We start from the raw sequence: 24,610 nt of genomic DNA, 5'->3' as shown, positions 1-24,610 counted from the left end.
CGGTCGGTGCGGGGTCGCGGGCGGGACGCGGCGTGGCACGGTGCGGCGCCGGGCGTCGCGGGTGGTCAGGTCCCGGCGACGAGCAGCGGGACGCGCATCTCGCGCTCGGTGAGCGAGCCGTGCACGCCGACGAGCGCGAGCGACGCGGGCGTCTGGGTGCGCGAGTCGACGACGGTCGCCCGCCCGCGCAGCGCGACGATCACGTCGCCGGCGGCGGCGACCGCCTCCGCGCGCGGGTCGGGCCCGAGCAGGCCGCGCGCGAGCACCTCGTCGCGCTCCAGGACGAGCGCGTCGTCGCCCAGGACGTCGCGCCAGCGCGCGGCGACGGCGGTCGTCTCGCCCGGCTCCGTGTAGACGTGCACCGCGCGCGGCTCGCCGCCGACGAGGGCGACGCCCCGCGCGAGCACCGGGTCCGTGGCGACGTCGCGGCGCAGCGCCGGGTCGACGTCGACCATGCCGTGGTCCGCGGTGACGAGCACGAGCGTGCCCCGCGGGACCGAGCGGGCGAGCCGGGCGAGCTCGCGGTCGAGGGACTCGAGCTCGTCGCCCCACTGCCAGGACGTGCTCCCGTGGTGGTGGCCCGCCTTGTCCACCTCGCCCCAGTACAGGTAGACGAGACCCGGACGGGACAGGGCCCGCACCGCGGCGTCGACGCGCGCCCCGAGGCCCTCGGCCGCGGCGTACGACCCGCCGCGCAGGGCCGCGACCGTCATGCCGGACCCGGCGAACCGCGCCGGTCCCGTCGAGGCCACGGCGACCTCCGCCGCGGCGAGCCGCTCGAGCACGGGCGTCTCGCGCTGGAGCTCCGCGGGTGGCTGGGCGCCCTCCCACGACACCATGTTGGCGAGCCCGCCCGTCGCGGGGTTGCGCTGCGTGTACCCGAGCATCCCGGTGCGGCCGGGCGCCGTGCCGGTGCCGAACGCGCCGATCGCGGCGGCCGTCGTGCTGGGGAACGTCGAGGTGAGCGCCCGCGCGTCGGGCAGGAGCGAGCGCAGGAACGGCGCGTGCCCGGCGCGCTCCGCGAGGTTGACGTGCCCCAGCCCGTCGACGAGGACGACGCACACGCGCTCGGCGCGCGGCAGGTCGAGGGCCGCGCGCGCCGCCTCGCTCCCGATCCCCGTCGCGGTCGAGAAGCGGACGCCGAGCACGCCCGCGGCCCCCGGGAGCACGGCAGCGAGACCGCCGAGCCCGAGGTCGGGCGCGAGGAAGCCTTCCGGGAGCGCCGGGGCCGCAGGGGCCTCGTCCGTGCGTGCCTCGCTCACCGGGCGCTGTGCCTCGCGGTGGCGCGCGAGAGGGCGCGCGCGAAGTCGACAGCGGCGCGCACGGCGTCGCGGCCCTCCGCCTCGGCGCTCACGCGGACGACGACGTCGTCCGGCGTGATCTGCCCCGTGAGCCCGTGGTCCGCGTCGCAGCTCGGGTCCGCGCAGCCCGCGGGCTCGAGGTCGACGCGCGAGACCGCGCCCCAGCCGAGGGCGAGCGTCACCTCGAGCGGCGCGGTGCCCGCGCGGTGCTCGTGCGGCTCGGCCACGACGTGCGTGAGCGAGACGGACCGCACCTCGGCCAGCGGCACCGACTCGGTCGTCGCTGCGGCGGACGCGGACGGGTTCTCGCTGTCGGCGGGGTGGTCGTCGACGTGCGCGGTGACGAGCCGCGTGGGGGTCAGCACGAGCACCGTGAGGTGGCGCCGCACCTCCGACGCGTCGAACGTCGTCTCCGGGAGGACGAGGTGCGAGACGATCTCCTCCCCCGCGACCGCGAGGTCGAGGACGTCCGCGACGAGCTCCGGGTAGTAGCCGGCGCGGTGGAGCTGGGTCGTCAGGTCGGTCCAGGCGTTCGAGGTTGCAGAGGGCACCCGCGCATTCTCCCATCCGGCGACCGGCCGCGGCCACCCGCCCTCGTGGTCTGTGGACGCACGAGCGGGCGTCAGCCGGGCAGGGCGCGGCGCAGCGCGTCGGCCCGCTGGGCGTCGGCGAGCGTGACGCGCGCGCTGAGGACGGCCGCCTCGTGCTCGGAGACGACGACGGGGTACAGCTCGAGGCTGCGCACCTCGGGCAGGTCGTCCGCGAGCACCGACACCCGCGCCAGGACGTCCTCGAGCGCAGCGGTGGCCACGACGTGCGTGCCCATGTACCCGAAGAGCCGCGGGGCGGCGCGCACCGAGCGCACCATCGCCGCGACGTCGACGTCGGTGAGCGGCGGCACCCCGTACGCGACGTCGCCGAGGAGGTCGACCGCGTCGCCCGCGAGGCCGAACGACACGACGGGGCCGAAGAGCTGGTCCTCCGTCGAACGGACCACGCACGCGACGCCCGCGTCGGCCATCGCCTGCACCTCGAGCGGCTGGTCGGCCGCGCCCGGCAGCACGGCCGCGAGCGCCTCGCGCATCTGCGCGACGTCGGAGCGCAGCTCCGTCTCGTCCGCGATGTCGAGGCGCACGCCGCCGAGGTCGGCGCGGTGGCGCAGCCCGGCCGCCGTGCTCTTGAGCGCCACGGGCCAGCCGACCTCGCGCGCCGCCTCGACCGCCTCGTCGGCGGTGCGGACCCAGCGCGCGGGCCACAGGCGCACGCCGTAGCACGCGAGCAGGTCGGCGGTCGTCGCGGGGTCGAGGTCGACGGCGTCCCTGCCCGCCAGGGCGCCCTCGACGAGGGCGCGGGCGCGGCCCGCGTCGACGCCCGCGGGGCGCACCGGCGCCCCGTGGTCCGCCTCGCGCCAGCGGGCGTAGCGCACGACGGCGCCGAGCGCCGCGACGGCGTCCTCGGGGGTCGAGTAGGCGGGGACCCGCAGCAGGGCGTCGGGCGCCCCGCCGTCGGGCACGTCCGGGGCCGGGGCCGCGAGCTCGTCGGTGAGGCCGTGGAGCCCGAGCATGCTCGCGACGGTCGTGCGGCCCGTCCGGGCCGCCGCGAGCGCCACGGCGCGGGAGACGTCCTCGCGGCGCGGGTGCACCACGGGGACCTGGACCACCACGACGACGTCGCACGCGTCGGGCGCGTAGAGCGCGTCGACCGTGGCGGCGAGCTCGTCCGACGACGCGTCCTCGGGCAGGAAGTCCGACCGCGCGACGACGAGGCCCGCCGACGACGACGCCTCCGCGACGAGCGCGGCGAGCGACGCCGAGCTGGCGAGGATGCCGACGCGGCGCCCGCGCGGGAGCGGCTGGTGCGCGAGGAGCTGGGCGATGTCGATCATGTGGTGCGTGTTCTCGGCCCGGATCACGCCCGACTGGCGCAGCATCTCCTCGAGCGTGCGCCGCGGCGCGCGCGTCGAGCGCACGGCGTGGCCCGGCGGCACGACCTGGCCCGAGCGCCCGGCCGTGACGACCACGACGGGCTTGACCGACGCGAGGCGCCGCGCGATGCGCGAGAACTTGCGCGGGTTGCCGATCGACTCGAGGTACAGGCAGACCACCTGCGTCGCGGCGTCGTCCTGCCAGTACTGCATGAGGTCGTTGCCCGACACGTCCGCGCGGTGGCCCGCGGACAGGAACGACGACACGCCCAGCCCGCGCCGCGCCGTCGTCGCGAGCAGCGTGACGGCCATGGGCGCCGACTGGCTGAACAGGCCCACGACGCCGGGGAGCGGGAGGTCCTCGGCGAGCGTCGCCGCGATCGCGGGTCGCTCGCGGGCCTCGCCCGTGCGCAGCAGGCCGTAGCTCGCGGGACCGACGACGCGCAGGCCTGCCGTGTGCGCGACGCGCAGGAGCTCGCGCTGGAGCGCGAGCCCCTCGGGTCCGGTCTCGGCGAACCCCGCGGAGAGCACGACGACGCCGCGCACCTCGAGGCGTGCGAGCTGGCGGACCGCGTCGATCGCCTCCGGGGGCGGCAGGGCGACGACCGCGAGGTCCACGAGGCCGGGCACGTCGGCGAGGGTCGCGTGCGTGCGGGGCGCCGCCCCGCCGTCGGGCACGTCCGCGCCGGCTCCCACCACGTGGACGGTCACGTCGGGGCTGCGCACGAGCGCGGCCAGGGCGCGGTGCGCGAGGACGCGATCGAGGGGCGCGCCGTCATGGTCCGGCCCGTCGCCCGGCGGCACGCCGGGTCCCACGAGCACGACGCTCGTCGCACCGAGCAGCCCCTGCATGCTCCGCGCCTCCGCGCGGTGCTCGCGGTCGGCCATGACGGCCCGCGACCGTTCCGTGGGGTCGAGGTCGACGCTCACCTGGACGAACCCGTCGTCCATCTGCTGGCGCACGTCGTACCCGGCCTCGCGGAAGACGGCGAGCATCTTGCCGTTCTGCGGCAGGACCTCGGCGGTGAAGCGCCGCACGCCGCGCTCGCGCGCCGCCGCGGCGACGTGCTCGAGCAGCACGGACCCCAGTCCCCGGCCCTGGGCCGAGTCGGCGATGTTGAAGGCGACCTCGGCCTCGCTCGTGCCCGTGCGGTCGAAGCGCGCGACGCCGATGATGTCCTCCTGCGCCTCACGTGCCCTCGCGTCCGGCGTCCCGGCGTCCGCGCCGTCGCGCGGGCGGACCGCGACGAGCGCGACGCGGTCGACGTGGTCCACGCGCGTGAACCGCTCCAGGTCGCGCTCCGAGAGCCGCTCCATGGGGGCGAAGAAGCGCAGGTAGGTCGAGCGCTCGGACTGGCCCACGTGGAACCGTTGCAACGCGTCGGCGTCCTCGGGGCGGATGGGGCGCACGTGCGTCGTCGTCCCGTCGCGCAGGACGACGTCCGCCTCCCACTCCACCGGGTACCGGTCCGGGCCCTGCCCGGCTGCGCCGCCGCTCACGTCCTCAGGCTATGCGGTCCGCAGCGCGGTGCGCCTGCGCCACCCCGGCCCGACCGGGGAGGACAATGGTCCCTGGACAGCATCGCGACCCGGCGTGTCGGACGGTTGGCGTACCCTCGCGTGCGGCACGCAACCGCAGCACGTCACCGCCGGCGCACGCCGGCACAGATCCCGCGCCCTCGCGGCGCACCGAACGGCAGGAGCCCGCAGGCCCATGGCGCGCAAGTCCTCGACCCCCTCGCTCGACCCGGCCGAGGTGAACGAGAAGATCGTCGACGTCGACGTCCAGGCGGAGATGGAGACGTCGTTCCTCGAGTACGCCTACTCCGTCATCTACTCCCGCGCCCTGCCCGACGCGCGCGACGGCCTCAAGCCCGTGCAGCGCCGCATCCTCTACATGATGGCCGACATGGGACTGCGCCCCGACCGCGCGCACGTGAAGTCGGCGCGCGTCGTCGGCGAGGTCATGGGCAAGCTGCACCCGCACGGCGACGCGGCGATCTACGACGCGCTCGTGCGCCTCTCGCAGGACTTCTCGCTGCGGCTCCCGCTCGTCGACGGGCACGGCAACTTCGGCACGCTCGACGACGGACCCGCCGCCTCCCGCTACACCGAGGCGCGCCTCGCTCCCCCGTCGCTCGCGATGACGGCCGGGCTCGACGAGGACGTCGTGGACTTCGTCCCGAACTACGACAACAAGCTCCAGCAGCCCGAGGTGCTGCCGGCGGCCATCCCGAACCTGCTGGTCAACGGGGCGTCGGGCATCGCGGTCGGCATGGCGACCAACATGGCACCGCACAACCTCGTCGAGGTCGTCGCCGCGGCGCGCCACCTCGTCGCGCACCCGGACGCCGACCTCGAGGCGCTCATGCGGTTCGTGCCCGGCCCGGACCTGCCGACGGGCGGCAAGATCGTCGGCCTCGACGGCGTCCGCGACGCCTACCGCACCGGCCGCGGCACGTTCCGCACGCGCGCGACCGCGCGGGTGGAGAACCTCACGCCGCGCCGCAAGGGCATCGTCATCACCGAGCTGCCCTACCTCGTCGGCCCGGAGAAGGTGATCGAGAAGATCGCCGAGGGCGTCAAGACGAAGAAGATCCAGGGCATCACGGCCGCGACCGACCTCACGGACCGCGAGCACGGGCTGCGGATCGTCGTCGAGGTGAAGACGGGCTTCAACCCCGAGGCGGTGCTCGAGCAGCTCTACAAGTTCACGCCGCTCGAGGACTCGTTCGGCATGAACAACGTCGCGCTCGTCGACGGTCAGCCGCGCACGCTCGGCCTGCGCGAGATGCTCACGGTGTGGGTGAACCACCGGATCGACGTGGTCCGGCGGCGATCGGCCTACCGGCTGCGCAAGCGGTCCGAGCGGCTGCACCTCGTGGACGGCCTCCTCATCGCCATCGTCGACATCGACGAGGTGATCCAGGTGATCCGCTCGTCCGACGACACCGCGACCGCCCGCGGACGCCTCCAGACCGTGTTCGACCTGTCCGAGCCGCAGGCGGAGTACATCCTCGAGCTCCAGCTGCGCCGCCTCACCAAGTTCTCCCGCATCGAGCTCGAGAAGGAGCAGGAGACCCTGCGCCGCGAGATCGAGGCGCTGCAGGAGATCCTCGGCAGCGACGCGAAGCTGCGGTCGGTGGTGTCGGGCGAGATGGCCGACGTCGCCAAGACGTACGGGACGCCGCGCCGCACGATCCTCCTGGAGTCGGCAGGCGCCGCACCGACCACGACCGCGGCCGTGCCCCTCGAGGTCGCGGACACGCCCTGCTGGGCGCTCTTCTCCGCGACGGGCCTGCTGGCCCGCACGAGCGACGAGACCGAGCCCGCGCGCACCGGGCCCCGCGCGGCCCACGACGTGCTGCGCGCCGTCGTGCGCACGACGGCGCGCGGCGAGGTCGGCCTGGTGACGAGCCGCGGGCGCATGGTCCGCGTGTCCGTGCTCGACCTGCCCGCGCTGCCGCCGACCGACAGCGCGCCGAGCCTGTCGGGCGGCGTGCCGCTCAGCGAGGTCGTCGGGCTCGAGCCGGGTGAGGAGGCGGTGACGATCGCGTCCCTCGACGCGGACGCTCCCCCGCTCGCGCTCGGCACCGCGCAGGGCGTCGTGAAGCGCGTCACCCCGGGCGACGTGCCGAACAACCGCGACGACTGGGAGGTCGTCAGCCTCAAGGGCGGCGACACCGTCGTCGGCGCGGCGCCCGCGACCGACGCGGACGAGGTCGTGTTCGTCAGCTCCGACGCGTCGCTCCTGCACTTCGACGCGTCGGCCGTGCGACCCCAGGGCCGCGCGGCCGGCGGCATGGCCGGGATCCGGCTCGCGGACGGCCACCGCGTCGCGTTCTTCGGCGTCGTGCCGGCCGACGTGCGCGACCTCGGGGTCGTCGTCACCGTCGCCGGGTCCTCGGGCGCCCTCGCGGGCACCCAGACCGGGGCCGGCAAGGTCACGCCGTACGAGCTCTACCCCGGCAAGGGTCGCGGCACCGGCGGCGTCCGGGCGCAGCGGTTCCTCAAGGGCGAGGACGCGCTGATCCTCGCGTGGGTCGGGCAGGGGCCCGCGCGTGCGACCGGTTCCGGCGGCCAGCCCGTCGACCTGCCCGAGGTCGACCAGCGCCGCGACGGCTCGGGGACACCGCTCGCCTCGCCCGTCACGGCGGTGGGCTGAGTCCCGCGGTGGACACCCCAGCGACACGATCGGGCCACCCTGACCCCGGTCTCGGCCTCTCGGCCGCGGTGGACGTCCACTACCCGCCGGACGGCGGAGCGAACGCCGCCGTGGTGCTCGCGGCAGACCCTACCTTCCGGGACGTCCTGGACGAGCGGACGGTCTGGGTCCCGACCGTCGAGCCCTACGTGTCCGGACGGTTCTTCGAGCGCGAGCTCCCGCCGCTCCTCGCGGTGCTCACGCAGGTACCCGCTCTCGACCTGCTGATCATCGACGGCTACGTGACGCTCGACCCGGACGGCACACCGGGTCTGGGCGCGCACGTGGTGCGGTCGGGCACCGTTCCGGCGGTCGTCGGTGTCGCCAAGACGCCGTTCCGGTCCGCGACGCACGCCGCCGTGGTCCTGCGAGGCACGAGTGCCCGTCCGCTGCACGTCACGGCGGCAGGTATCAACCTGGGCTCCGCGGCACGACTGGTCACGGACCTCCCCGGTGGCGGGCGCATCCCTGACCCGCTGCGACGCGTCGACCGGATCGCGCGCTCGGTCCCCGATAGCCCACCGCATCTCGTCGAGCGTGTCGACCGCGGGTGATATCGTGTTATTGATATCGGAGGTGAACCCATGGAACAGGTCCTCATCCGCAATCTCCCTGACGGCACCAAGGCTGCCCTGCGCGCACGCGCGAAGCAGCACCACCGTTCAGTGGAGGCCGAGGCCCGGAGCCTGCTCACGACGGCGCTTGCCCACGACCCGGTGACCATGGTCGACCTGCTCGGGACGGACGAGGGCGCTGACATCGAGTTCGAGCCGCAGCGCGTCGGCCTGACGTCGCGCGACGTCGACCTGTGAGGTACCTCCTCGACACCAACGTCGTGTCGGCACTGCGCGTTCGTGGACGCCATCCCACCGTCGAGCGTTGGGCGTCCTCGATCCCGGTCCGCGACCAGTACGTCGCTGCGCTGACGATCGCCGAGATCGAGCGCGGGATCGCCGCCAAGGAACGGGAGGATGCCGTTCAGGGCACGCTCCTGCGCCGATGGTTCGAGGAGAACGTCCTCCCCGCCTTCGCGGAGCGCGTCGCGCCCTTCGATCTCGCCGCGGCACGCATCCTCGCCACCTTCCGCGTGCCCGAGCACGCCCCTCTCGACGACGTCGTCATCGCCGCGACCGCACGGTCCCGGGGAGCGGTGGTCGCCACACGCAACGTCAGGCACTTCGCTCCGCTCGAGGTCGAGACCGTCAACCCGTGGGATCCGACGACCTGGCGCTGAGGCCTGTCCGACATCCGGGCCGCGGCGAGGCGCCGCTCGGGATCCTCGTCACCGATCCCGAACCAGGTACTGCCAGAACCCTGTTGGAGCGGGACTCTCAGGAGGTCGTACGAACGGTGTCGAATGGTGATCGCACCAGATCCCCGATCGGCAACGGAGAACTCCTTGAAGGCCACCGTCATCTACGGCGCGGGCGACGTCCGCGTCGAGACCCGTCCCGACCCGACCATCGTCGAGCCGACCGACGCGATCGTGCGCACGGTGCGCGCGTGCGTCTGCGGCTCCGACCTGCACCCGTACCGCTCCATGGCGCACACCGACCAGGGCGTCCCGATCGGCCACGAGCTGCTGGGCGTCGTCGAGGAGACCGGGTCCGCCGTCACCACGGTCCGCCCGGGCGACCTCGTCATCGCGCCGTTCGCGTGGTCGGACAACACCTGCCCCGTGTGTCGCGACGGCTTCCAGACCGCCTGCCCCCACGGCGGCTTCTACGGCAACCCCGGTGATGTGGGCGGGCAGCAGGCCGAGCTCGCGCGCATCCCGCTCGCGGACGGCAGCCTTGTCGCCGTGCCGGACGTCGACGAGACGAGCCCGCTCCTCCCGTCGCTGCTCACCCTCTCGGACGTGTACCTCACCGGCTACCACGCCGCGCACATGGCGCGCGTGTCCGCGCGGACGACCGTCACCGTGATCGGCGACGGCGCGGTCGGGCTGTCCGCCGTGCTCGCCGCACGGCAGATGGGCGCCGAACGGATCATCCTCATGGGCCGCCACACGTCGCGGACCGACCTCGGGCGCGAGTGGGGCGCGACCGACGTCGTCGCCGAGCGGGGCGCCGAGGGGATCCAGCGGGTCCTCGACCTCACGGACGGCCTGGGCAGCCACGTCGTGCTGGAGGCCGTCGGGCACATGCCCGCCTACGAGCAGTCCTACGGCGTCGTCCGCGCGGGCGGCGTCATCAGCCGCGTCGGCGTGCCGCAGTACGAGGACGCGCCGGTCGGCTTCGGCTCGCTGTTCGGCCGCAACATCACCCTCACCGGCGGGCCCGCGCCCGTCCGCGCGTACCTCGAGGACGCGATCCCGCAGGTGCTCCGCGGCGAGATCGACCCCGGCCGGGTGTTCGACAAGACCGTCGCGATCGACGACATCGCCGAGGGCTACGCCGCGATGGACCGCCGCGAGTCCCTCAAGACGATCGTCGCGTTCTGAGCCGCACCCTGACAGGAGGAGAGACATGAGCACCGAGAGGCAGCCGACGACGCCGACCGTGAAGGGACCCGCCGCGTGGTTCACCGGCGACGTCTGGTTCAACGCCTACTACGCGGGCACGGAGCCGTCCCGGTCGCGCCTGAACCTCGTGCGCTTCGCCCCCGGGGCGCACACCGCGTGGCACCGGCACGCCGTCGGGCAGACCCTGCACGTCACCGAGGGGTTCGGCTACGTGCAGTCGCGGGGCGAGGAGGTCGTCGAGCTCCGGCCGGGCGACACCGTCTACACGCCTCCGGGCGAGTGGCACTGGCACGGCGCGAGGGGCGAGAGCTTCCTCTGCCACCTCGCGCTGTGGGAGGCGCCCGGACCGGACGCCGACGAGCCGGAGACGACGTGGGGCGACCTCCTCACGCCCGAGGAGTACCCGGGCTGACGTGACCGCGCGGGCGGGGCGCGAGACCCTCCCGCCCGCGCGACCCGCCGTCGTCCCGACGTACCGTGAAAGACGTGGAGGCCATGGACAACCGATCCGAGGTGCGCGAGTTCCTCATGAGCCGCCGTGCCCGGGTGACGCCCGAGCAGGCCGGCATCGAGACGTTCGGCGGCCGCCGCCGGGTCGAGGGCCTGCGGCGCGACGAGGTCGCCCGGCTCGCGGGCGTGAGCGTGGACTACTACACCCGGCTCGAGCGCGGGAACCTGCGGGGCGTGTCCGACGTCGTGCTCGAGTCCGTCGCGCGCGCCCTGCTGCTCGACGCCGCCGAGCGCGAGCACCTGCTCGACCTCGCACGCACCGCGAACCCCGTCGGCGCCCGCCCGCAGCGCGGCCACGGCGACACGCCGGTGCGCCCCGAGCTGCAGTACCTGCTCGACGCGATCACCACGGCGCCCGCGTTCATCCAGAACAACCGCATGGACCTCGTCGCCGCGAACGCGCTCGGGTACGCGATGTACGCGCCGATGGTCGCGGGCTCCGCGGGCCCGGCCAACTTCTCGCGGCACATCTTCCTCGACCCCGCGTCGCACGACTTCTACCCCGACTGGGACCGCGCGGCCTGGACGAACGTCACGATCCTGCGTCGCGAGGCCGGCCGCAGCCCGCACGACCGGCGCCTCCAGGCGCTCGTAGGCGAGCTGTCGACGCGCAGCGAGCGGTTCCGCGAGCTGTGGGCGTCCCACGACGTGCGGCGGCACTACGCCGGGCAGAAGACGTTCCGCCACCCCGTCGTCGGGGACCTCGAGCTGCACTACCAGACGCTCGAGCTCCACGGCGACCCCGGGCTCGGCATGACCGTGTACACCGCGACGCCGGGCTCCCCGACCGAGGAGTCGCTGCGCCTGCTCGCGTCGTGGGCGGCCACCGAGGCCGCGGCCGCCGCGCCGTCCCGCACCGACTGAGAGGAACCCATGGACCTGGACGACCTGCTGGCCGAGCTCGACGCCGGTCGGACGATCCTCGGCGGATCGCCGCTGCACACCGTCATGCACCGCACGAGCCAGGAGGCGCTGCGCATCGCCGGCGAGCTCAACGGCGCCTACCGCTCGCCCGAGCGCGTCCGCGAGCTGCTCGCGGAGCTGACGGGCAGGCCCGTGCACGAGTCCGTGAACCTCTTCCCGCCCTTCACGGCCGACTTCGGCAAGAACCTCACCCTCGGCCGGGACGTCTTCATCAACTCCGGCTGCCGGTTCCAGGACCAGGGCGGCATCGTCGTCGGGGACGGCTGCCTCATCGGTCACAACGCCGTCCTCACGACGCTCAACCACGACCTCGACCCCGCCCGACGCGCCGACCTGCACCCCGCGCGCGTCGTCCTCGGCCGCAACGTGTGGCTCGGCGCGAACGTGACCGTCCTCCCCGGGGTGACCATCGGGGACGACGCCGTCGTCGGGGCCGGCTCCGTCGTCACCCGGGACGTCCCCGCCCGCACCGTCGTCGTCGGCACGCCCGCGCACGTCGTCCGCTCGCTCGACGCCTGAGGGTCAGTCGCCCTCGAACCGCAACTCCCACCCAGGTTCTCCACGACACCGTTCGGCGAGCGCGACGACCTTGTCGATGACGACGGCTTCGGACCGATCCGATCTGGACCTCAGGACGTGCAACTCGTCGAGGAGCTGCTCCATGTCTGAGCCGCTGAGGACGACGTCACCGTAGGGGTCGACACGCGCGAGCATCGGCAACCCGCTGGCGGGAAGGAGGCGGGCCAGCACGTCGCCGTCGTCGAGCACCGCGGCGATCGACGTCGTCGAACGACGTCGCGGGCTCGTCCCCTCCTGAACGATCCGCGCAAGCGTCACGTCGACGCCCACGCGGCGCCGCCCTTCTCCTCGACGGGCACCGCTGCGGCACGCTCCCGCCGGAGCACGCCGAGGACGAGGAGCACCTGCCCGACGACGTAGGTGAGCATCACCCAGAAGCCGTGGGCGGGCAGGGCGTACCAGGGCGCGAACGCGTCCAGCGCGATGAGCGCGTCGGACACGAGGAACACCGCACCGCCGACCGCCGCGAGGCGGTCGACACCCGTCGCCGTCACGGCCATCAGCACGAGGCACGCGCCGTAGACGAACACCGGGACGAGGAGCGACCCGGCGCCCGGGGCGCACGCCGCGACGAGGACGAGGAACGCGAGCAGGTACGGCGCGAGGGCGAGCGGACGGCGCAGCACCGACGCCGCGCGGTACGGCCAGAACGCGAGCGTGTACGTCACCTGGGCGCAGAGGAAGAACCCGACCATGACGAGGAACGCCGTGTCGCCGTCCGCGAGGTCGGGGGCGGTGTCACCGAGCCACGAGAAGCCCAGCGCGACGAGGGTGAGGATGACCAGCCGCGAGCGCCGGCCCGAGCCGACGCCGTCGCGCCGTCGTGTGGCGAGCCACAGGCAGGCCGCGAGGAGGGGCATGAGGAACCACTGCGACGTGTCGGCGAGCGCCGAGGCGCCCGTGAGCTGCGCGGCGAGGTGGACGAGGGTGAGCAGGGCGAGCGCGCCCCACGCGGCGAGCATGGGTGTCGGGACTCCTTCGGTGGTGCTGCCGGCGTCGTTGCCGGGACGAGCGATTGTAGGCCCGGACGTCGTCACCTCCGGATCGCGTCGTCACCAGCCCCTGCGGCGACCGACTCCATCACCGCCCGGCAGCGCGCGAGGAGCTCGACGATGTCGGCGGGAGCTGCGCCGCCGGGATGCTCCGCCGGCAGGATCGTCAGCCGGATCGGCGGCCGCGGACGCCACCAGGGCCGTCGGCCGTAGGTGAAGACCATCGGCACGACGGGCACGCCCAGCCGGCAGGCGTACACGAACGCGCCGCGCCGGAACGGCCGCAACGTCGTGTCGTACATGGCCAGCTCGCCCTCGGGGAAGAAGTGGACGCCCTGGCCGGCGTCGACGGTCCGGCGCAGCCGCGCCTCGAACGCGGCGAGCTCTCCCGGCCCGCGGGGCAGCGGGACGGCGAGCAGGTGGCTGACCAGGACGCCCGCCACGGGCAGGTGGAAGTTCGAGGGCTGGGAGACGACGGCGGCGCGCCGACCGCGGAACTGTCCGGCGACCCACGGGCCGTCCAGGTAGTGCACGTGGTTGGCGACGGTGACGACCCCACCGCGCTCACCGGCGAGGTGCTCGCGGCCTGTGACCCGCAGCCCGTGGACGGCGCACCCGTACCACCGCACCACGGCCATCGCGACGTCGAAGAAGGCCGCGTCGAAGCGGCTCCAGAGTCGCGGCGACGCGGGCGTCCGGGCGCCGTCAGTGCTCATGCGAGCGCCCCGGCGCCCGGTCGGCGTCGTCCTGGTCGACGGGCGCGGGGTCCGCCGAGCCGCCTCCCTCGACGACCGCCTGGCGCAGCATGTCCTCGATGTGCGGGACGCACACGTCGAGCGCGTGCTCTCGGCCGACCTTCGCATAGGCCGGCCCCATGCGGGCCCTCTCCTCGTCGTGCTCGATCCAGTAGTCGATCGCGCGCGCGAGGTCTGCGGCGTCCCCGGCGCGGAAGAGGCTGCGCTCGTCGAGCGCGAACTGCCCGGTCGCCGAGGCGCGGGAGTCGGAGATCACCGGGACGAGGCCGGTCGCGACGGCCTCGAGGCAGCCGAGCGCCTCGATCTCCGCGTCGGCGGCGTGCACGTAGAGGTCGCTCGTCGCGAGCACGTCCCGGAGCTCGCCCTGGGTGAGGAAGCCGATCCGCGGCGGGTGCGGCAGCGTCGCGCCCCGCTGGGCGTACCGCTCGGCGAGCGGCCCGCGGCCGGCGAGCACGACCTGGATGCGGTCGGCGTGCCGGGACTTGCCGACGGCGTCGAGGAGAACGTCCTGCCGCTTCTCGCGCGACAGCCGTCCCGTCATGGTGATGACGAACCGGCCGGCAAGGTCGGCGCTCTTCGGCAGCGTGCGCGGGACGAACCCCGGGTCGACGCCGTTGGACACCACGTGCAGGGCCGCCCGGTAGCCGTGGTCGCGCAGCTCCCCGGCGATGAACCGGCTGGGGCAGTGGACGTGCCCGAACCGGTCGTAGAACGGCCGGAACACCGCGTACACGAGGTCGTTGAGCGGCCCGACCCGCCCCACGCCGAGGCTGTACGTGACGTTCTCCGGCTGCACGTGGAACGCGGCGGTGGACGGGACGCCGAGCGCGTCCGCGAGCCGCTTGGCCCGGGAGCCGAGCCAGAACGGCGACATGACGTGCGCGACGTCGGCCCAGCCTAGGGCGTCGCGCAGCACGCCGTCGTCGGGCTTGGCGAGGACCCAGCCCTGGCCCGCGATGACCCGGTCGAAGCCCGGGACGCCGAGCGGTTCGAGCCGGTAGTGCACGACGTCGTCCGTGGAGGTCTCGGAGTCGGCGTCACCCGGGCGGGCCGCGCCTCGGCAGCACGCGACGCGCACCTCGTGGCCGCGCTCGCGCAGGGCGACGGCGAAGCGCCGGGCGGAGATCGTGGTCCCGTTGGTGGGATCCTCGAACTGGTCGATGACGAGCAGGACGCGCACCCACGGCTCCCTTACGACGCGCGGCGCGGGGTCCGCGCCTGCTGACGGGATGCCGTCAGGCTAGCGGATCGCCGGTGCCCGACGCCGGACCGCGGGCAGGTGTCGTGCCGCCAGCACCGGTTCACCAGGCGAGCACGGGCATCGGGTGGTCAGGGTGCGGGTGCGCGCTCCGCTGGCGTGCCGGCGACCAGGACGCGACCGTCGCGTACCTGTGCCGCGAAGACCGCCAGCGGCCTGTGGTCCTTGCCCCCGGCGTCGAGCACCGCGCCGGTGTCGACGTCCCACACCTGCTTGAGCATGGGGGTGGTGACCGTGTCGACGTCGCGCTCCACGCCGTCGTCGCCGGTCACGCGGTGCGTGCCGACGAGGCCGCGCGACATGACGTTGGCACCCGAGTACGGGTCCCGCTGCTGGACGGCGCGCACGGTGCCGTCGGCGAGCCGGAAGACCGCGACCTGGGTGTCGCCCAGGAGCGCGCCGGCTCCGCGCTCGGGGTCGAGGTCGTCGAGCGCGCAGATGTCGACGAACGTGCTCATCGGGCGTCCTCCAGCTCGGCACGGGCCGCCACCAGCGCGACGTCGCGCGCGGCACGCGGGTCGGGGTAGGCGACGGTGTCGCCCTCGTCGGCGGGCCGGACCTGGCCGCGCTCGGGGACGAACGCGAGGTCGCTGTCGACCGCCTCGGGCGCGTTGACGAACGGCGTGAACTTGCGCAGCTTGGCCGGGTCGGCGAGCGTCGCGCCCCACTCGTCCTCGTAGTCGCGCACGTGCTCGGCCATCGCGGCCTCGAGCTGGTCCGCGATCCCGAGCGAGTCCTCGACGACGACGCGCCGCAGCTCGTCCAGCCCGCCCGCGCGCTCCGCGACCCACGGCGCCGTGCGCTGCAGGCGGTCGGCCTCCTGGACGTAGAGCATGAGGAACCGGTCGACGTAGCGGACCAGGGTCTCGTCGTCGAGGTCCTCGGCGAGGAGCTGGGCGTGCGCGGGCTGCGCGCCGCCGTTCCCGCCGACGTAGAGGTTCCAGCCCTTGTGCGTGGCGATGATGCCGACGTCCTTGCCGCGCGCCTCGGCGCACTCACGCGCGCAGCCCGAGACGCCGAACTTGATCTTGTGCGGCGAGCGCAGTCCGCGGTAGCGCAGCTCGAGCCGGACCGCCATCGCCGACGAGTCCTGCACGCCGAACCGGCACCACGTGCGACCGACGCACGTCTTCACCGTGCGCAGCGACTTCCCGTACGCGTGCCCGGACTCGAAGCCGACGGCGGTCAGACGCCGCCAGATCTCCGGGAGCTGGTCGAGCCGCGCGCCGAACATGGCCAGCCGCTGGCCCCCGGTCACGCGCACGTAGAGCCCGAAGTCGTCGGCGACCTTCGCGAACTCCAGGAGCTGGTCGGCACGCACCTCTCCCCCGGGCATCCGCGGGATCACCGAGTACGTGCCGTTCTTCTGGAGGTTCGCCATGACATGGTCGTTGGTGTCCTGCAGCGCGGCGTGCTCGCCATCGAGCACGTGCCCGCGGCGCAGCGTCGAGAGGATCGAGGCGACCGTCGGGCGGCAGACCGCGCAGCCGCGCCCGGTCCCGTGCGCCGCGACGACCTCGGTGAACGTGCGCAGCCCCTCCTCGCGGACGAGCCGGTACAGCGCGGCGCGGGACATCGCGAAGTGCTCGCACAGCGCGTCCGAGACCGTGACGCCCGCCCGGGACAGCTCCGAGTTCAGCAGCTTGGTGAGCGCCGGGACGCACGACCCGCACACCGTGCCCGCCGTCGTGCAGTCCTTGACCTGCCCGATCGTCCGGCAGCCGTGCTCGGTGACCGCCGAGCGGACCGTCCCGGCGTCGACGTTGTTGCACGAGCACACGACGGCCTCGTCGGGCAGCTCGGTGTCGGCCAGCCCTTCGCCGTCGGGCGCGATGACGGCGGCGGGGTCGGCGCCGAGCGGGCGGCCCAGCAGCGGCCGGAGCGCGGAGTAGAGCTCGATGTCGCCGACGAACACGCCGCCGAGCAGCGTCGTCGCGTCGTCCGAGAGCACGAGCTTGCGGTACCGGCGGTGGATCGGGTCGACGAACGACACCTCCAGCGCACCCGCGCTCACCGCGTTGACGTCGCCGAACGACGCCGCCTCGACGCCGACGCCCTTGAGCTTGGTGCCGTCGTCGGCTCGGCGGTGCACGCGCTCGCCGCCCAGGAAGCGGTCGACGACGACGTCCGCCATGTCGTTGCCCGGAGCGACCAGACCCGCGCACACGCCGTCGACCGACGCGCACTCGCCGATCGCCCACACGCCCGGGTCGGAGGTCTGGCACGCCTCGCCGACGACGACGCCGCCGCGCTCGCCGATCGCAAGGCCCGCCTCGCGCGCCACGCGGTCCCGCGGCCGGATGCCCACGGAGAAGATGACGACGTCCGTCGGCAGCGCGGAGCCGTCGGTGAGCTCGACCGAGCCCACGGACCCGTCGCCCGCGGGCAGGAACCGGTGGGCGCCCGCCCCCGTGCGGACCGTCACCCCGAGGTCCTCGACGAGCAGGCGCAGCATCTCGCCGCCGCCCTGGTCGAGCTGGACGCTCATGAGCCGGTCGGCGAACTCCACGACCGTGGCCTCGGCGCCCAGGCGCTGGAGCGCGGCGGCCGCCTCGAGACCCAGCACGCCGCCGCCCACGACGACGCCGCGCACCGCCCGGCCCAGCGCCCGCTCGCGCAGGCGGACCCACTCGGCGAGCCGCTCGACGTCGTCCAGCGTGCGGTACGTGAACAGGCCCGGCAGATCCGTGCCCTCCGCACGCGGGGTCCATGCCCACGAGCCCGTCGCGAGCACCGCACGGTCGTAGTGGACCTGGCGCCCCGAGCGCGTCGTCACGACGCTCGCCGTGCGGTCGAGCGACGCGACCGCGTCGCCGGTGACGAGCGTGACGCGCGGGTCGTCCCACACGCCGCGGTCCAGCGCGAGTGCCTGCGCGTCGCGCGCGTCGAACCACTCCGACAGGTGCACGCGGTCGTACGGCTCGTGCGGCTCGTCGCCGATCACCGTGAGCGACCAGCCGCCCTCGGGGTCGCGCGAGCGCAGGCCTGCGACCAGGCGGTGCGCCGTCATGCCGGCGCCGACGACGACGATCCGGTCGCCGTCCAGGGGACCGCCGGCGGCGGGAGCGAGCGCGTCCGACGAGGGGTGAGAGAGGGAGGCCACGGGGAGCACTTTCGAGAGGCGGGGGCTGCGTCGAGGCCCCGGTCCGCGTGCGGCCGGTGCCCTGCTCCCGACCCTAGGGGAGGTGGTCTGACCACATCAGCCGTCTGGGACCAAGGTCCTCAGTACCCCCATCGAAGGCCATCACGTGCACGCCCCGGCGCGGTGCGGACAGCAGGACGCCGCGCCCCCGGGGCGGGGACGCGGCGTCGGCTGGCGGATCGACGGGGATCGGCCGTCATGGCCCGACGGCGCGCGAGGCGCCGCGCGTGGCGACGCGCGTCAGACGTTCGCGAGCTCGCGGTCGTCGTCGGCCACGGGCCGCTGGTCCTCGTAGCGACGCACGACGCGGCTCACTGTGGACCGCGACGCCGAGACCTTCTGGGCGATCTCGCGCTGGTTCATGCCCTGGCGGGCGAGCTCGACGATGCGGCGGTCGCGCTCCGCGGTCGGGTCCTCGCCGAGCGACGCGTCGTCGGCCTCCGTCGCCGCGGGCTGCGCGCCGTTCGTGCCGCCTACGAGGTCGAAGACCTCGACGCGCCGCGTGTGACCCGTCACCGCGGGGGGCTCCACGACCGGAGCCGCGCTGTCCTCCTCGGGGGCCGGCTGGTCCCAGGGGAGCGGACGCCCGAACAGCTCCTTCACCCGCGCCTCGAGGTCGGGGAGCGCCTCGAACGCCGTCTCGGGCACGTAGGGCTTCTCGTCGTTCGCCTCGCGCGCAGCCTCGATCTCCGGCTCCGTCTCCGGCTCCACGTCCCGCTCGACGGCGGGCGCCTCGGCCGGTGCGACGGCGGCCGGGCTCTCCTGGCGCGGCTCGGCGACCGGAACGTCCCGGGCCCGCTCGACGGGCGCCGGGGTCTCCGTGCGGACCTCGGGGTCGCGCGCGGACTCCAGCGCGAGGGTCTCCTGGCGGTGCGTCTCGACGAGCGTCGCGGCCGGCGTGGCGGTCCGGGCCACGACGACTGCCGTCGCCTCGGTCGGCCCGGCGGCCTCGGCCGACCCGCGGGCGGTGCCGCGCTTCACCGAGCTCGCCCCGATGAGGTCGAGTCGGTTGCCGTGGCGCTCCGCGGCCTCCAGGCGGTCGACCCAGACCTGCATGCGGCGCTCGAAGTCCTCGACGGTGAGCAGCTTGAGTGCGGCGTCGCGGGCGGCACGCTGCCGCTCGTGCGCGGCGCGGACCTTGCGCAGGTCCCCGGACGAGCCGGCGCTGTCCGCGCGCGCGTCGCGCCACTGCTCCAGGGCCGAGACGTAGCCGTGGACGCGCAGCTCACGACGACGCTCCTCGAGCGTGTGACCCGTCACCATGTGCCGCTCCCCCACGAGGGCGAGGTGCCACATGAGCGCGGCCACCAGCGGCGGCACGAACCGGAACACCACCATGTACGGTGTGCTCGCCGTCGGGACGGCGATCTCGTGCAGCGCCGCGAACAGACCGGACGTGCCCGAGAGCACCCAGGTGAGCGCGAGGAGGACGCCGTACGGGCGACCCTCCAGCGCCGCGTTGCGCGCCATGAGCGCCACGGCGACGAGGCTGATCTCGAGGAAGCCCGCGAGCCCGTACGCCTCGAGCGGCGACATGTGCGCCACCTCGAGACCGAACAGGACCATGCCGCTGTACGCCAGCGCGGTGGCGATGGTCGCCGCGATGACCACCGCGACCATCGGGAGGTGCCGGCCGCGATAGCGCACCTGCCGCGGGGAACCGCCCGCGCCGGTCTGGTCCTGCTGTGTCACGTCATCCTCCGAAAAGTGGTGTGGGCGCACATATCCCAACACTCAGGACAGTCCTCGTCAACGCACCGGAAGGATCGCAATCGGATCGTGAGCAGCGGAGGTCCGGAGCGGCACGTCCGCGGGCCGCACCCTGCGGGTCGTACGGCCGGAGACAGCACGACGCCGCGCCCCCGAGGGGACGCGGCGTCGTGGACGGACGGGTGGATCGTCAGACGTTGAACCCCAGCGCGCGGAGCTGGTCCTTGCCGTCGTCGGTGATCTTCTCCGGGCCCCACGGCGGCATCCAGACCCAGTTGACGCGGAAGCCGTCGACGAGGCCCTCGAGGGCCTGCGCGGACTGGTCCTCGATGACGTCGGTCAGCGGGCAGGCCGCGGACGTGAGGGTCATGTCGATGACGGCGTGGTTGTTCTGGTCGATCTGGATGCCGTAGACGAGGCCGAGGTCGACGACGTTGATGCCGAGCTCGGGGTCGATGACGTCGCGCATCGCCTCCTCGACGTCGGCGACGTTCGGCGGGCTGGGGGCGACACCGCCTGCGGGTGCGCCGGTCTCGGTGGTCATCGGTTCTCCTCCGTCGTTCCCCGCGCGGCGAGCGCCGCGTCGGAAGCTGCTGCGGTGTGGGCGCTCAGCGCGCCCGAGGTGACGAGCGAGTCGCGCAGCGCGGCCCAGCCGAGCAGGGCGCACTTGATGCGAGCAGGGTACTGCGAGACGCCCGTGAACACCGTGGCGTCGCCCAGCTCGTCCTCCGCGGCCTCGTCGAGGCCCTTGCCGCGCGAGCCCATGAGCTCGCGGAAGACCTCGCCCAGGTGCTCGGCCTCGGTCACGGGCCGCCCCGACACGAGGTCGGTGAGCACGGACAGGGACGCCTGCGAGATGCTGCAGCCCTGTCCCTCCCAGCTCACGCGGCCGATCGTGTCGCCGGCGAGCTCGACGCGCAGCGTCACCTCGTCGCCGCACGTGGGGTTCACCTGGTGCGACTGGCCGCTCGCCGCGCCGTCCGCCACCTCGACCAGGCCCCGGCCGTGCGGGGTCTTCGCGTGGTCGAGGATGACCTGCTGGTACATCTGCTCGATCGAGCTCATCGGGTCCTCTCTCAGTCCACCGAGAAGAACGCGCGCACCCCGGCCAATGCTTCCCGGAACGCGTCGACGTCCTCGCGCGTGGTGTACACCGACGCGGACGCGCGCGCAGTGGCGGCGATCCCGAAGCGGCGGTGCAAGGGCTGGGCGCAGTGGTGACCGACGCGCACGGCGATGCCGGCGTCGTCGAGCACCTGGCCGACGTCGTGCGCGTGCACGCCGTCCACGACGAACGACACGACCGCGAGCCGGTCCTCGGGCTCGCGCGGCCCGATGATCCGCACGCCCGGCATCTCCCCGATGCGCAGCAGCTCGGCGGCCAGCTCGTGCTCGTGCGCCGCGACGCCCTCCATGCCGAGCTCGTGCAGGTACTTCGCCGCGGCGCCGAACCCGACGACCTGCGCGACGGCCTGCGTGCCCGCCTCGAACCGCTGCGGCGGCGCCATGTACGACGACTCGGTCATCGTGACGACCTCGATCATCGACCCGCCGGTCGTCACGGGCGGCAGCGCCTCGAGCAGCTCGCGCCGCCCGTACAGCACGCCGACGCCCGTGGGGCCGAGCATCTTGTGCGCCGAGAACGCGGCGAAGTCGACGCCGAGCGCGGGCAGGTCCACGGGCAGGTGCGGCACGGACTGGCACGCGTCGAGCACGGTGAGCGCCCCGACCTCGCGCGCCCGGGTCACGATCGGCTCGACGGGCGTGATCGCGCCCGTCACGTTCGACACGTGCGCGAACGCCACGATCCGCGTGCGCTCGGTGATGACCGTCGCCGCGTCCTCGACGCGCACGCGCCCGTCGTCGTCCACCTCGAACCAGCGCAGGACGGCACCGGTGCGGGCCGCGAGCTCCTGCCACGGCACGATGTTCGCGTGGTGCTCGGCCTCGGTGATGACGATCTCGTCGCCCGGCGCGAGCGCGAAGCGGCGGGCCGCCTCTCCCCCGCGGCCGAGCGTCGCGTTCGAGATCCCGTACGCGACGAGGTTGATCGCGGCCGTCGCGCCGGACGTCCAGACGATCTCGCCCGGGCGCGCCCCGACGAACGCCGCGACGTCCGCGCGGGCGTCCTCGAACGCCTCGGTCGCCTCCTCGGCGAGCTGGTGCGCGCCGCGGTGCACGGCCGCGTTGCGCTCCTCGTAGAAGTCGACCTCGGTGTCGAGGACGACCTGCGGCTTCTGCGACGTCGCCGCGGAGTCGAGGTAGACGAGCGGACGACCACCGCGCACGGTGCGCTCGAGCAGCGGGAAGTCCGCCCGCACGGCGGCGAGCTCGGTCGCCGTCAGGGGGGAGCTGTGCGCGGTGGTCGTCATGGTCGTCTCCTCAGGGGTGGTGCGACCGCTCAGGCCGAGGCGGCCGAGGCGGACTCGACGGCGCCCGGGAGGTAGCGGTCGTAGCCCTCCTCCTCCAGGCGGTCGGCCAGCTCCGAGCCACCCTCCTCGGCGACCTTGCCGTCGACGAAGACGTGGACGAAGTCCGGCTTGATGTAGCGCAGGATGCGCGTGTAGTGCGTGATGAGCAGGATGCCGGCGTCGGTCGCGCCGTGGACGCGGTTGACGCCCTCGGAGACGATGCGCAGCGCGTCGACGTCGAGGCCCGAGTCGGTCTCGTCGAGGACGGCGAACTTCGGCTTGAGGAGCTCCATCTGGAGGATCTCGTGGCGCTTCTTCTCGCCGCCGGAGAAGCCCTCGTTGACCGAGCGCTCGGCGAAGGAGTCGTCCATGCGCAGGCGCTCCATGGCGCCCTTGACGTCCTTGACCCAGTGGCGCAGCGCGGGGGCCTCGCCGTCGATCGCGGTCTTCGCGGTGCGCAGGAAGTTCGACACGGAGACGCCGGGGACCTCGACCGGGTACTGCATGGCGAGGAACAGGCCCGCGCGGGCGCGCTCGTCGACGCTCATCGCGAGGACGTCCTCGCCGTCGAGCGTCACGGTGCCGCCGGTGACCTGGTACTTGGGGTGGCCGGCGATCGAGTAGGCGAGCGTGGACTTGCCCGAGCCGTTCGGGCCCATGATGGCGTGGACCTCGCCGCTGGCGATCGTCAGGTCGACGCCGCGCAGGATCGGCTTCGGCCCTTCCTTGGTGTCGACGCTGACGTGCAGGTCGCGGATCTCGAGAGTGGACATGTGCTTCTTCTCCAAGAGGTTCTGGTGAGCCGTGGGGCGCGCGCGGCGCGCCGGTTCAGGATGTGGGTCAGGTGGGAGCGACGACGCGGTCGACGTCGACGAGCACCTGCTCGCCGTCGACCGTCACCGGGTACACGGGCACGGGCCGCATCGCGGGCAGCGCGGTCGGCATGCCGGTCCGCACGTCGAACTGCGAGCCGTGCAGCCAGCACTCGACGAAGCAGCCCTCGACCTCGCCGTCCGACAGGGACACCGCCCCGTGGGAGCAGATGTCCGAGATCGCGTGCCAGTCGCCGTCGCCGTCACGGATGACGGCGACCTCGACGACCCGCCCGTCCTCGGCCGGGAGCTCGACGCGGAGCGCCTCCTCCGGGCCGAGGTCGGACGTCGTGCAGGCGGGCTGTGCGGTCACGCCGTCGCCTCGGCGGGCTCGGCGCTCCCGTCGATGATCGACATGGACTTGCTCAGCTCGCGCTCGATCGCCTCGAGCAGGCGCTCCTCGACCGACGCGACGCCGATCTCCTGGATGAGCTCCGCGAAGAAGCCGCGGACGACGAGGCGGCGCGCCTCGGCCTCCGGGATGCCGCGGGCCTGGAGGTAGAAGAGCTGCTCGTCGTCGAACCGGCCGGTCGCGGACGCGTGACCCGCGCCCTCGATCTCGCCCGTCTCGATCTCGAGGTTCGGCACCGAGTCCGCGCGCGCGCCGTCCGTGAGGACGAGGTTGCGGTTGAGCTCGTAGGTGTCCGTGCCCTCGGCCTCGGCCTGGATCAGCACGTCGCCGACCCACACCGCGTGCGCGCCCTCGCCCTGCAGCGCGCCCTTGTACGTGACGCGCGACTTGCAGCGCGGCACCGCGTGGTCGACGAACAGGCGGTGCTCCTGGTGCTGGTCCGCGTCCGCGAAGTAGAGCCCGACCATCTCGACGTCGCCGCCCTCGGCCGTGAACGTCGCGTCGGGGGTGATGCGCACGACGTCGCCGCCGAGCGTCACGACCACGTGCTTGAGCCGCGCGTCGCGCCCGATGCGGGCGCGGTGCGACGACGCGTGCACGGCGCCGTCGGCCCAGTCCTGGACGGACACGACGGTGAGGTGCGCGCCGTCCTCGACGACGATCTCGACCGTCTCGTTGAGCGTCGCGGTCCCGACGTGGTCGAGCACGACGACGGCCTCCGAGTGGCGCTCGGCGCGCACGAGCACGTGGCTCGCGGTCGGCGTGGAGCCGTGGCCCTCGACGCGCACGGACGTCACGTCGGACGCGACGACCTCCTTGGGCACCGTGACGACCGTGGCCTGCTCGAACGCGTTCCACGCCGTGACGGCGGTGCGGTCGCCCGGCTTGCCGGCGGTGCCTAGCCGCTCGTCGTCGCGACCGACGATCGCGACCTCGACCTCGGGGGCCTCGACGACCGTGACGCGCACGTCGCCGCCGCCGCTCTGCCCGACGAGCTTCTCGTCGAACAGGGGCGCGAGGCGCGCGACGGGCGAGAAGCGCCACTCCTCCTCGCGCCCGGAGGGCACGGGGATGTCGGCGAGGTCGAACGACGTGAGCCGCTCGGCGCGCGAGCCCTGGGGCACGACGCGGTGGGAGTGCGCCCCGTCGGCCTGCGCGCGCGAGTGGTCGGTGGTCAGACCGGCCTCTTCGGGAATGGTGGTGGTGGTCATA

24 protein-coding genes and 2 pseudogenes are annotated in these 24,610 nt (G+C 74.1%); 10 read left to right on the top strand and 16 right to left on the bottom strand.

Annotation, left to right across the window (positions count from 1 at the left end):
• Window positions 1-65: 65 nt before the first annotated feature.
• The 3 genes from ACN9MS_RS09415 to ACN9MS_RS09405 all read right to left on the bottom strand — a co-directional run bounded on the left by ACN9MS_RS09415 (window position 66) and on the right by ACN9MS_RS09405 (window position 4,725).
• Window positions 66-1,262: an alkaline phosphatase family protein gene (locus ACN9MS_RS09415; protein ID WP_426311656.1), complete on the bottom strand. Its 1,197-nt coding sequence runs from the start codon at window positions 1,260-1,262 to the stop codon at window positions 66-68.
• Window positions 1,259-1,852 (bottom strand): DUF5998 family protein, encoded by a 594-nt coding sequence (locus tag ACN9MS_RS09410; protein WP_047234333.1) that lies wholly within the window; start codon window positions 1,850-1,852, stop codon window positions 1,259-1,261. Before ACN9MS_RS09410 ends, ACN9MS_RS09415 begins: the two co-directional genes overlap by 4 nt.
• 71 nt (window positions 1,853-1,923) lie before the next feature.
• Window positions 1,924-4,725: a GNAT family N-acetyltransferase gene (locus tag ACN9MS_RS09405; RefSeq protein WP_426311655.1), complete on the bottom strand. Its 2,802-nt coding sequence runs from the start codon at window positions 4,723-4,725 to the stop codon at window positions 1,924-1,926.
• A 214-nt stretch (window positions 4,726-4,939) separates the two neighbouring features.
• Here ACN9MS_RS09405 and ACN9MS_RS09400 point away from each other — a divergent pair, with 214 nt between their 5' ends.
• From ACN9MS_RS09400 to ACN9MS_RS09355, 10 genes and pseudogenes are all read left to right on the top strand, one after another.
• A complete protein-coding gene (locus tag ACN9MS_RS09400; RefSeq protein ID WP_426311654.1) occupies window positions 4,940-7,390 on the top strand; it encodes a DNA gyrase/topoisomerase IV subunit A in 2,451 nt (816 codons plus the stop codon).
• Window positions 7,391-7,398: 8 nt separating this feature from the next.
• Window positions 7,399-7,983: an endonuclease V gene (locus tag ACN9MS_RS09395; RefSeq protein WP_426311653.1), complete on the top strand. Its 585-nt coding sequence runs from the start codon at window positions 7,399-7,401 to the stop codon at window positions 7,981-7,983.
• 30 nt (window positions 7,984-8,013) lie between these two features.
• Window positions 8,014-8,241, top strand: coding sequence for a FitA-like ribbon-helix-helix domain-containing protein (locus ACN9MS_RS09390; RefSeq protein ID WP_426311652.1), 228 nt, complete (start codon window positions 8,014-8,016; stop codon window positions 8,239-8,241).
• On the top strand, window positions 8,238-8,663 hold the full coding sequence (locus ACN9MS_RS09385) for a type II toxin-antitoxin system VapC family toxin (RefSeq protein WP_426311651.1): 426 nt from the start codon (window positions 8,238-8,240) through the stop codon (window positions 8,661-8,663). Before ACN9MS_RS09390 ends, ACN9MS_RS09385 begins: the two co-directional genes overlap by 4 nt.
• A 123-nt stretch (window positions 8,664-8,786) precedes the next feature.
• Window positions 8,787-9,176 (top strand): annotated as a pseudogene (locus ACN9MS_RS09380) (alcohol dehydrogenase catalytic domain-containing protein); the annotation flags it as partial.
• A 105-nt stretch (window positions 9,177-9,281) separates the two neighbouring features.
• Window positions 9,282-9,389: pseudogene (locus ACN9MS_RS09375) on the top strand (IMP dehydrogenase); the annotation flags it as partial.
• A 12-nt stretch (window positions 9,390-9,401) separates the two neighbouring features.
• Window positions 9,402-9,872 (top strand): zinc-binding dehydrogenase, encoded by a 471-nt coding sequence (locus tag ACN9MS_RS09370; protein WP_426311873.1) that lies wholly within the window; start codon window positions 9,402-9,404, stop codon window positions 9,870-9,872.
• 25 nt (window positions 9,873-9,897) lie between these two features.
• Window positions 9,898-10,305, top strand: a complete 408-nt coding sequence (locus ACN9MS_RS09365; RefSeq protein ID WP_426311650.1) for a (R)-mandelonitrile lyase — start codon at window positions 9,898-9,900, stop codon at window positions 10,303-10,305.
• An 83-nt stretch (window positions 10,306-10,388) separates the two neighbouring features.
• Window positions 10,389-11,267, top strand: coding sequence for a helix-turn-helix transcriptional regulator (locus tag ACN9MS_RS09360; protein WP_154798818.1), 879 nt, complete (start codon window positions 10,389-10,391; stop codon window positions 11,265-11,267).
• Between the two features lie 9 nt (window positions 11,268-11,276).
• Window positions 11,277-11,846, top strand: coding sequence for a DapH/DapD/GlmU-related protein (locus ACN9MS_RS09355; RefSeq protein ID WP_426311649.1), 570 nt, complete (start codon window positions 11,277-11,279; stop codon window positions 11,844-11,846).
• Between the two features lie 3 nt (window positions 11,847-11,849).
• On the opposite strand, the gene ACN9MS_RS09350 is transcribed toward ACN9MS_RS09355, so the two are convergent.
• From ACN9MS_RS09350 to sufD, 13 genes are all read right to left on the bottom strand, one after another.
• Complete coding sequence (locus ACN9MS_RS09350) at window positions 11,850-12,176, bottom strand: hypothetical protein (RefSeq protein WP_426311648.1); 327 nt, start codon at window positions 12,174-12,176, stop codon at window positions 11,850-11,852.
• Window positions 12,161-12,868, bottom strand: coding sequence for a lysoplasmalogenase (locus tag ACN9MS_RS09345; protein WP_426311647.1), 708 nt, complete (start codon window positions 12,866-12,868; stop codon window positions 12,161-12,163). The genes ACN9MS_RS09350 and ACN9MS_RS09345 overlap by 16 nt, the downstream gene beginning before the upstream one ends.
• A gap of 71 nt (window positions 12,869-12,939) precedes the next feature.
• Window positions 12,940-13,614, bottom strand: coding sequence for a lysophospholipid acyltransferase family protein (locus ACN9MS_RS09340; RefSeq protein WP_426311646.1), 675 nt, complete (start codon window positions 13,612-13,614; stop codon window positions 12,940-12,942).
• The gene (locus ACN9MS_RS09335; RefSeq protein WP_426311645.1) at window positions 13,604-14,833 is read right to left on the bottom strand and encodes a glycosyltransferase; all 1,230 of its coding nucleotides are present in this window, start codon (window positions 14,831-14,833) and stop codon (window positions 13,604-13,606) included. Before ACN9MS_RS09335 ends, ACN9MS_RS09340 begins: the two co-directional genes overlap by 11 nt.
• A 149-nt stretch (window positions 14,834-14,982) precedes the next feature.
• A complete protein-coding gene (locus ACN9MS_RS09330; protein ID WP_426311644.1) occupies window positions 14,983-15,369 on the bottom strand; it encodes a nitrite reductase (NAD(P)H) small subunit in 387 nt (128 codons plus the stop codon).
• Entirely contained in the window at window positions 15,366-17,921 is a 2,556-nt protein-coding gene (gene nirB / locus ACN9MS_RS09325) for a nitrite reductase large subunit NirB (RefSeq protein ID WP_426311872.1), read from the bottom strand. The genes ACN9MS_RS09330 and nirB overlap by 4 nt, the downstream gene beginning before the upstream one ends.
• Window positions 17,922-18,293: 372 nt before the next feature.
• Window positions 18,294-19,745 (bottom strand): helix-turn-helix domain-containing protein, encoded by a 1,452-nt coding sequence (locus tag ACN9MS_RS09320; protein WP_426311643.1) that lies wholly within the window; start codon window positions 19,743-19,745, stop codon window positions 18,294-18,296.
• A 208-nt stretch (window positions 19,746-19,953) separates the two neighbouring features.
• Window positions 19,954-20,307: a metal-sulfur cluster assembly factor gene (locus ACN9MS_RS09315; protein ID WP_313663953.1), complete on the bottom strand. Its 354-nt coding sequence runs from the start codon at window positions 20,305-20,307 to the stop codon at window positions 19,954-19,956.
• The gene (sufU, locus tag ACN9MS_RS09310; RefSeq protein ID WP_313663954.1) at window positions 20,304-20,828 is read right to left on the bottom strand and encodes a Fe-S cluster assembly sulfur transfer protein SufU; all 525 of its coding nucleotides are present in this window, start codon (window positions 20,826-20,828) and stop codon (window positions 20,304-20,306) included. Before sufU ends, ACN9MS_RS09315 begins: the two co-directional genes overlap by 4 nt.
• An 11-nt stretch (window positions 20,829-20,839) precedes the next feature.
• Window positions 20,840-22,135: a cysteine desulfurase gene (locus ACN9MS_RS09305; RefSeq protein WP_426311642.1), complete on the bottom strand. Its 1,296-nt coding sequence runs from the start codon at window positions 22,133-22,135 to the stop codon at window positions 20,840-20,842.
• Between the two features lie 29 nt (window positions 22,136-22,164).
• Window positions 22,165-22,947, bottom strand: coding sequence for a Fe-S cluster assembly ATPase SufC (gene sufC, locus ACN9MS_RS09300; protein ID WP_053370945.1), 783 nt, complete (start codon window positions 22,945-22,947; stop codon window positions 22,165-22,167).
• A 67-nt stretch (window positions 22,948-23,014) separates the two neighbouring features.
• Complete coding sequence (locus ACN9MS_RS09295; RefSeq protein ID WP_047234320.1) at window positions 23,015-23,359, bottom strand: non-heme iron oxygenase ferredoxin subunit; 345 nt, start codon at window positions 23,357-23,359, stop codon at window positions 23,015-23,017.
• Entirely contained in the window at window positions 23,356-24,609 is a 1,254-nt protein-coding gene (gene sufD, locus ACN9MS_RS09290) for a Fe-S cluster assembly protein SufD (protein ID WP_426311641.1), read from the bottom strand. Before sufD ends, ACN9MS_RS09295 begins: the two co-directional genes overlap by 4 nt.
• Window position 24,610 lies beyond the last annotated feature (1 nt).

The organism is Cellulosimicrobium sp. E-16 (assembly GCF_049913115.1).
Lineage (GTDB): Bacteria > Actinomycetota > Actinomycetes > Actinomycetales > Cellulomonadaceae > Cellulosimicrobium.
Note: the sequence above shows the minus strand (reverse complement) of the source record. Positions and strands in the feature narration are given on the sequence as shown.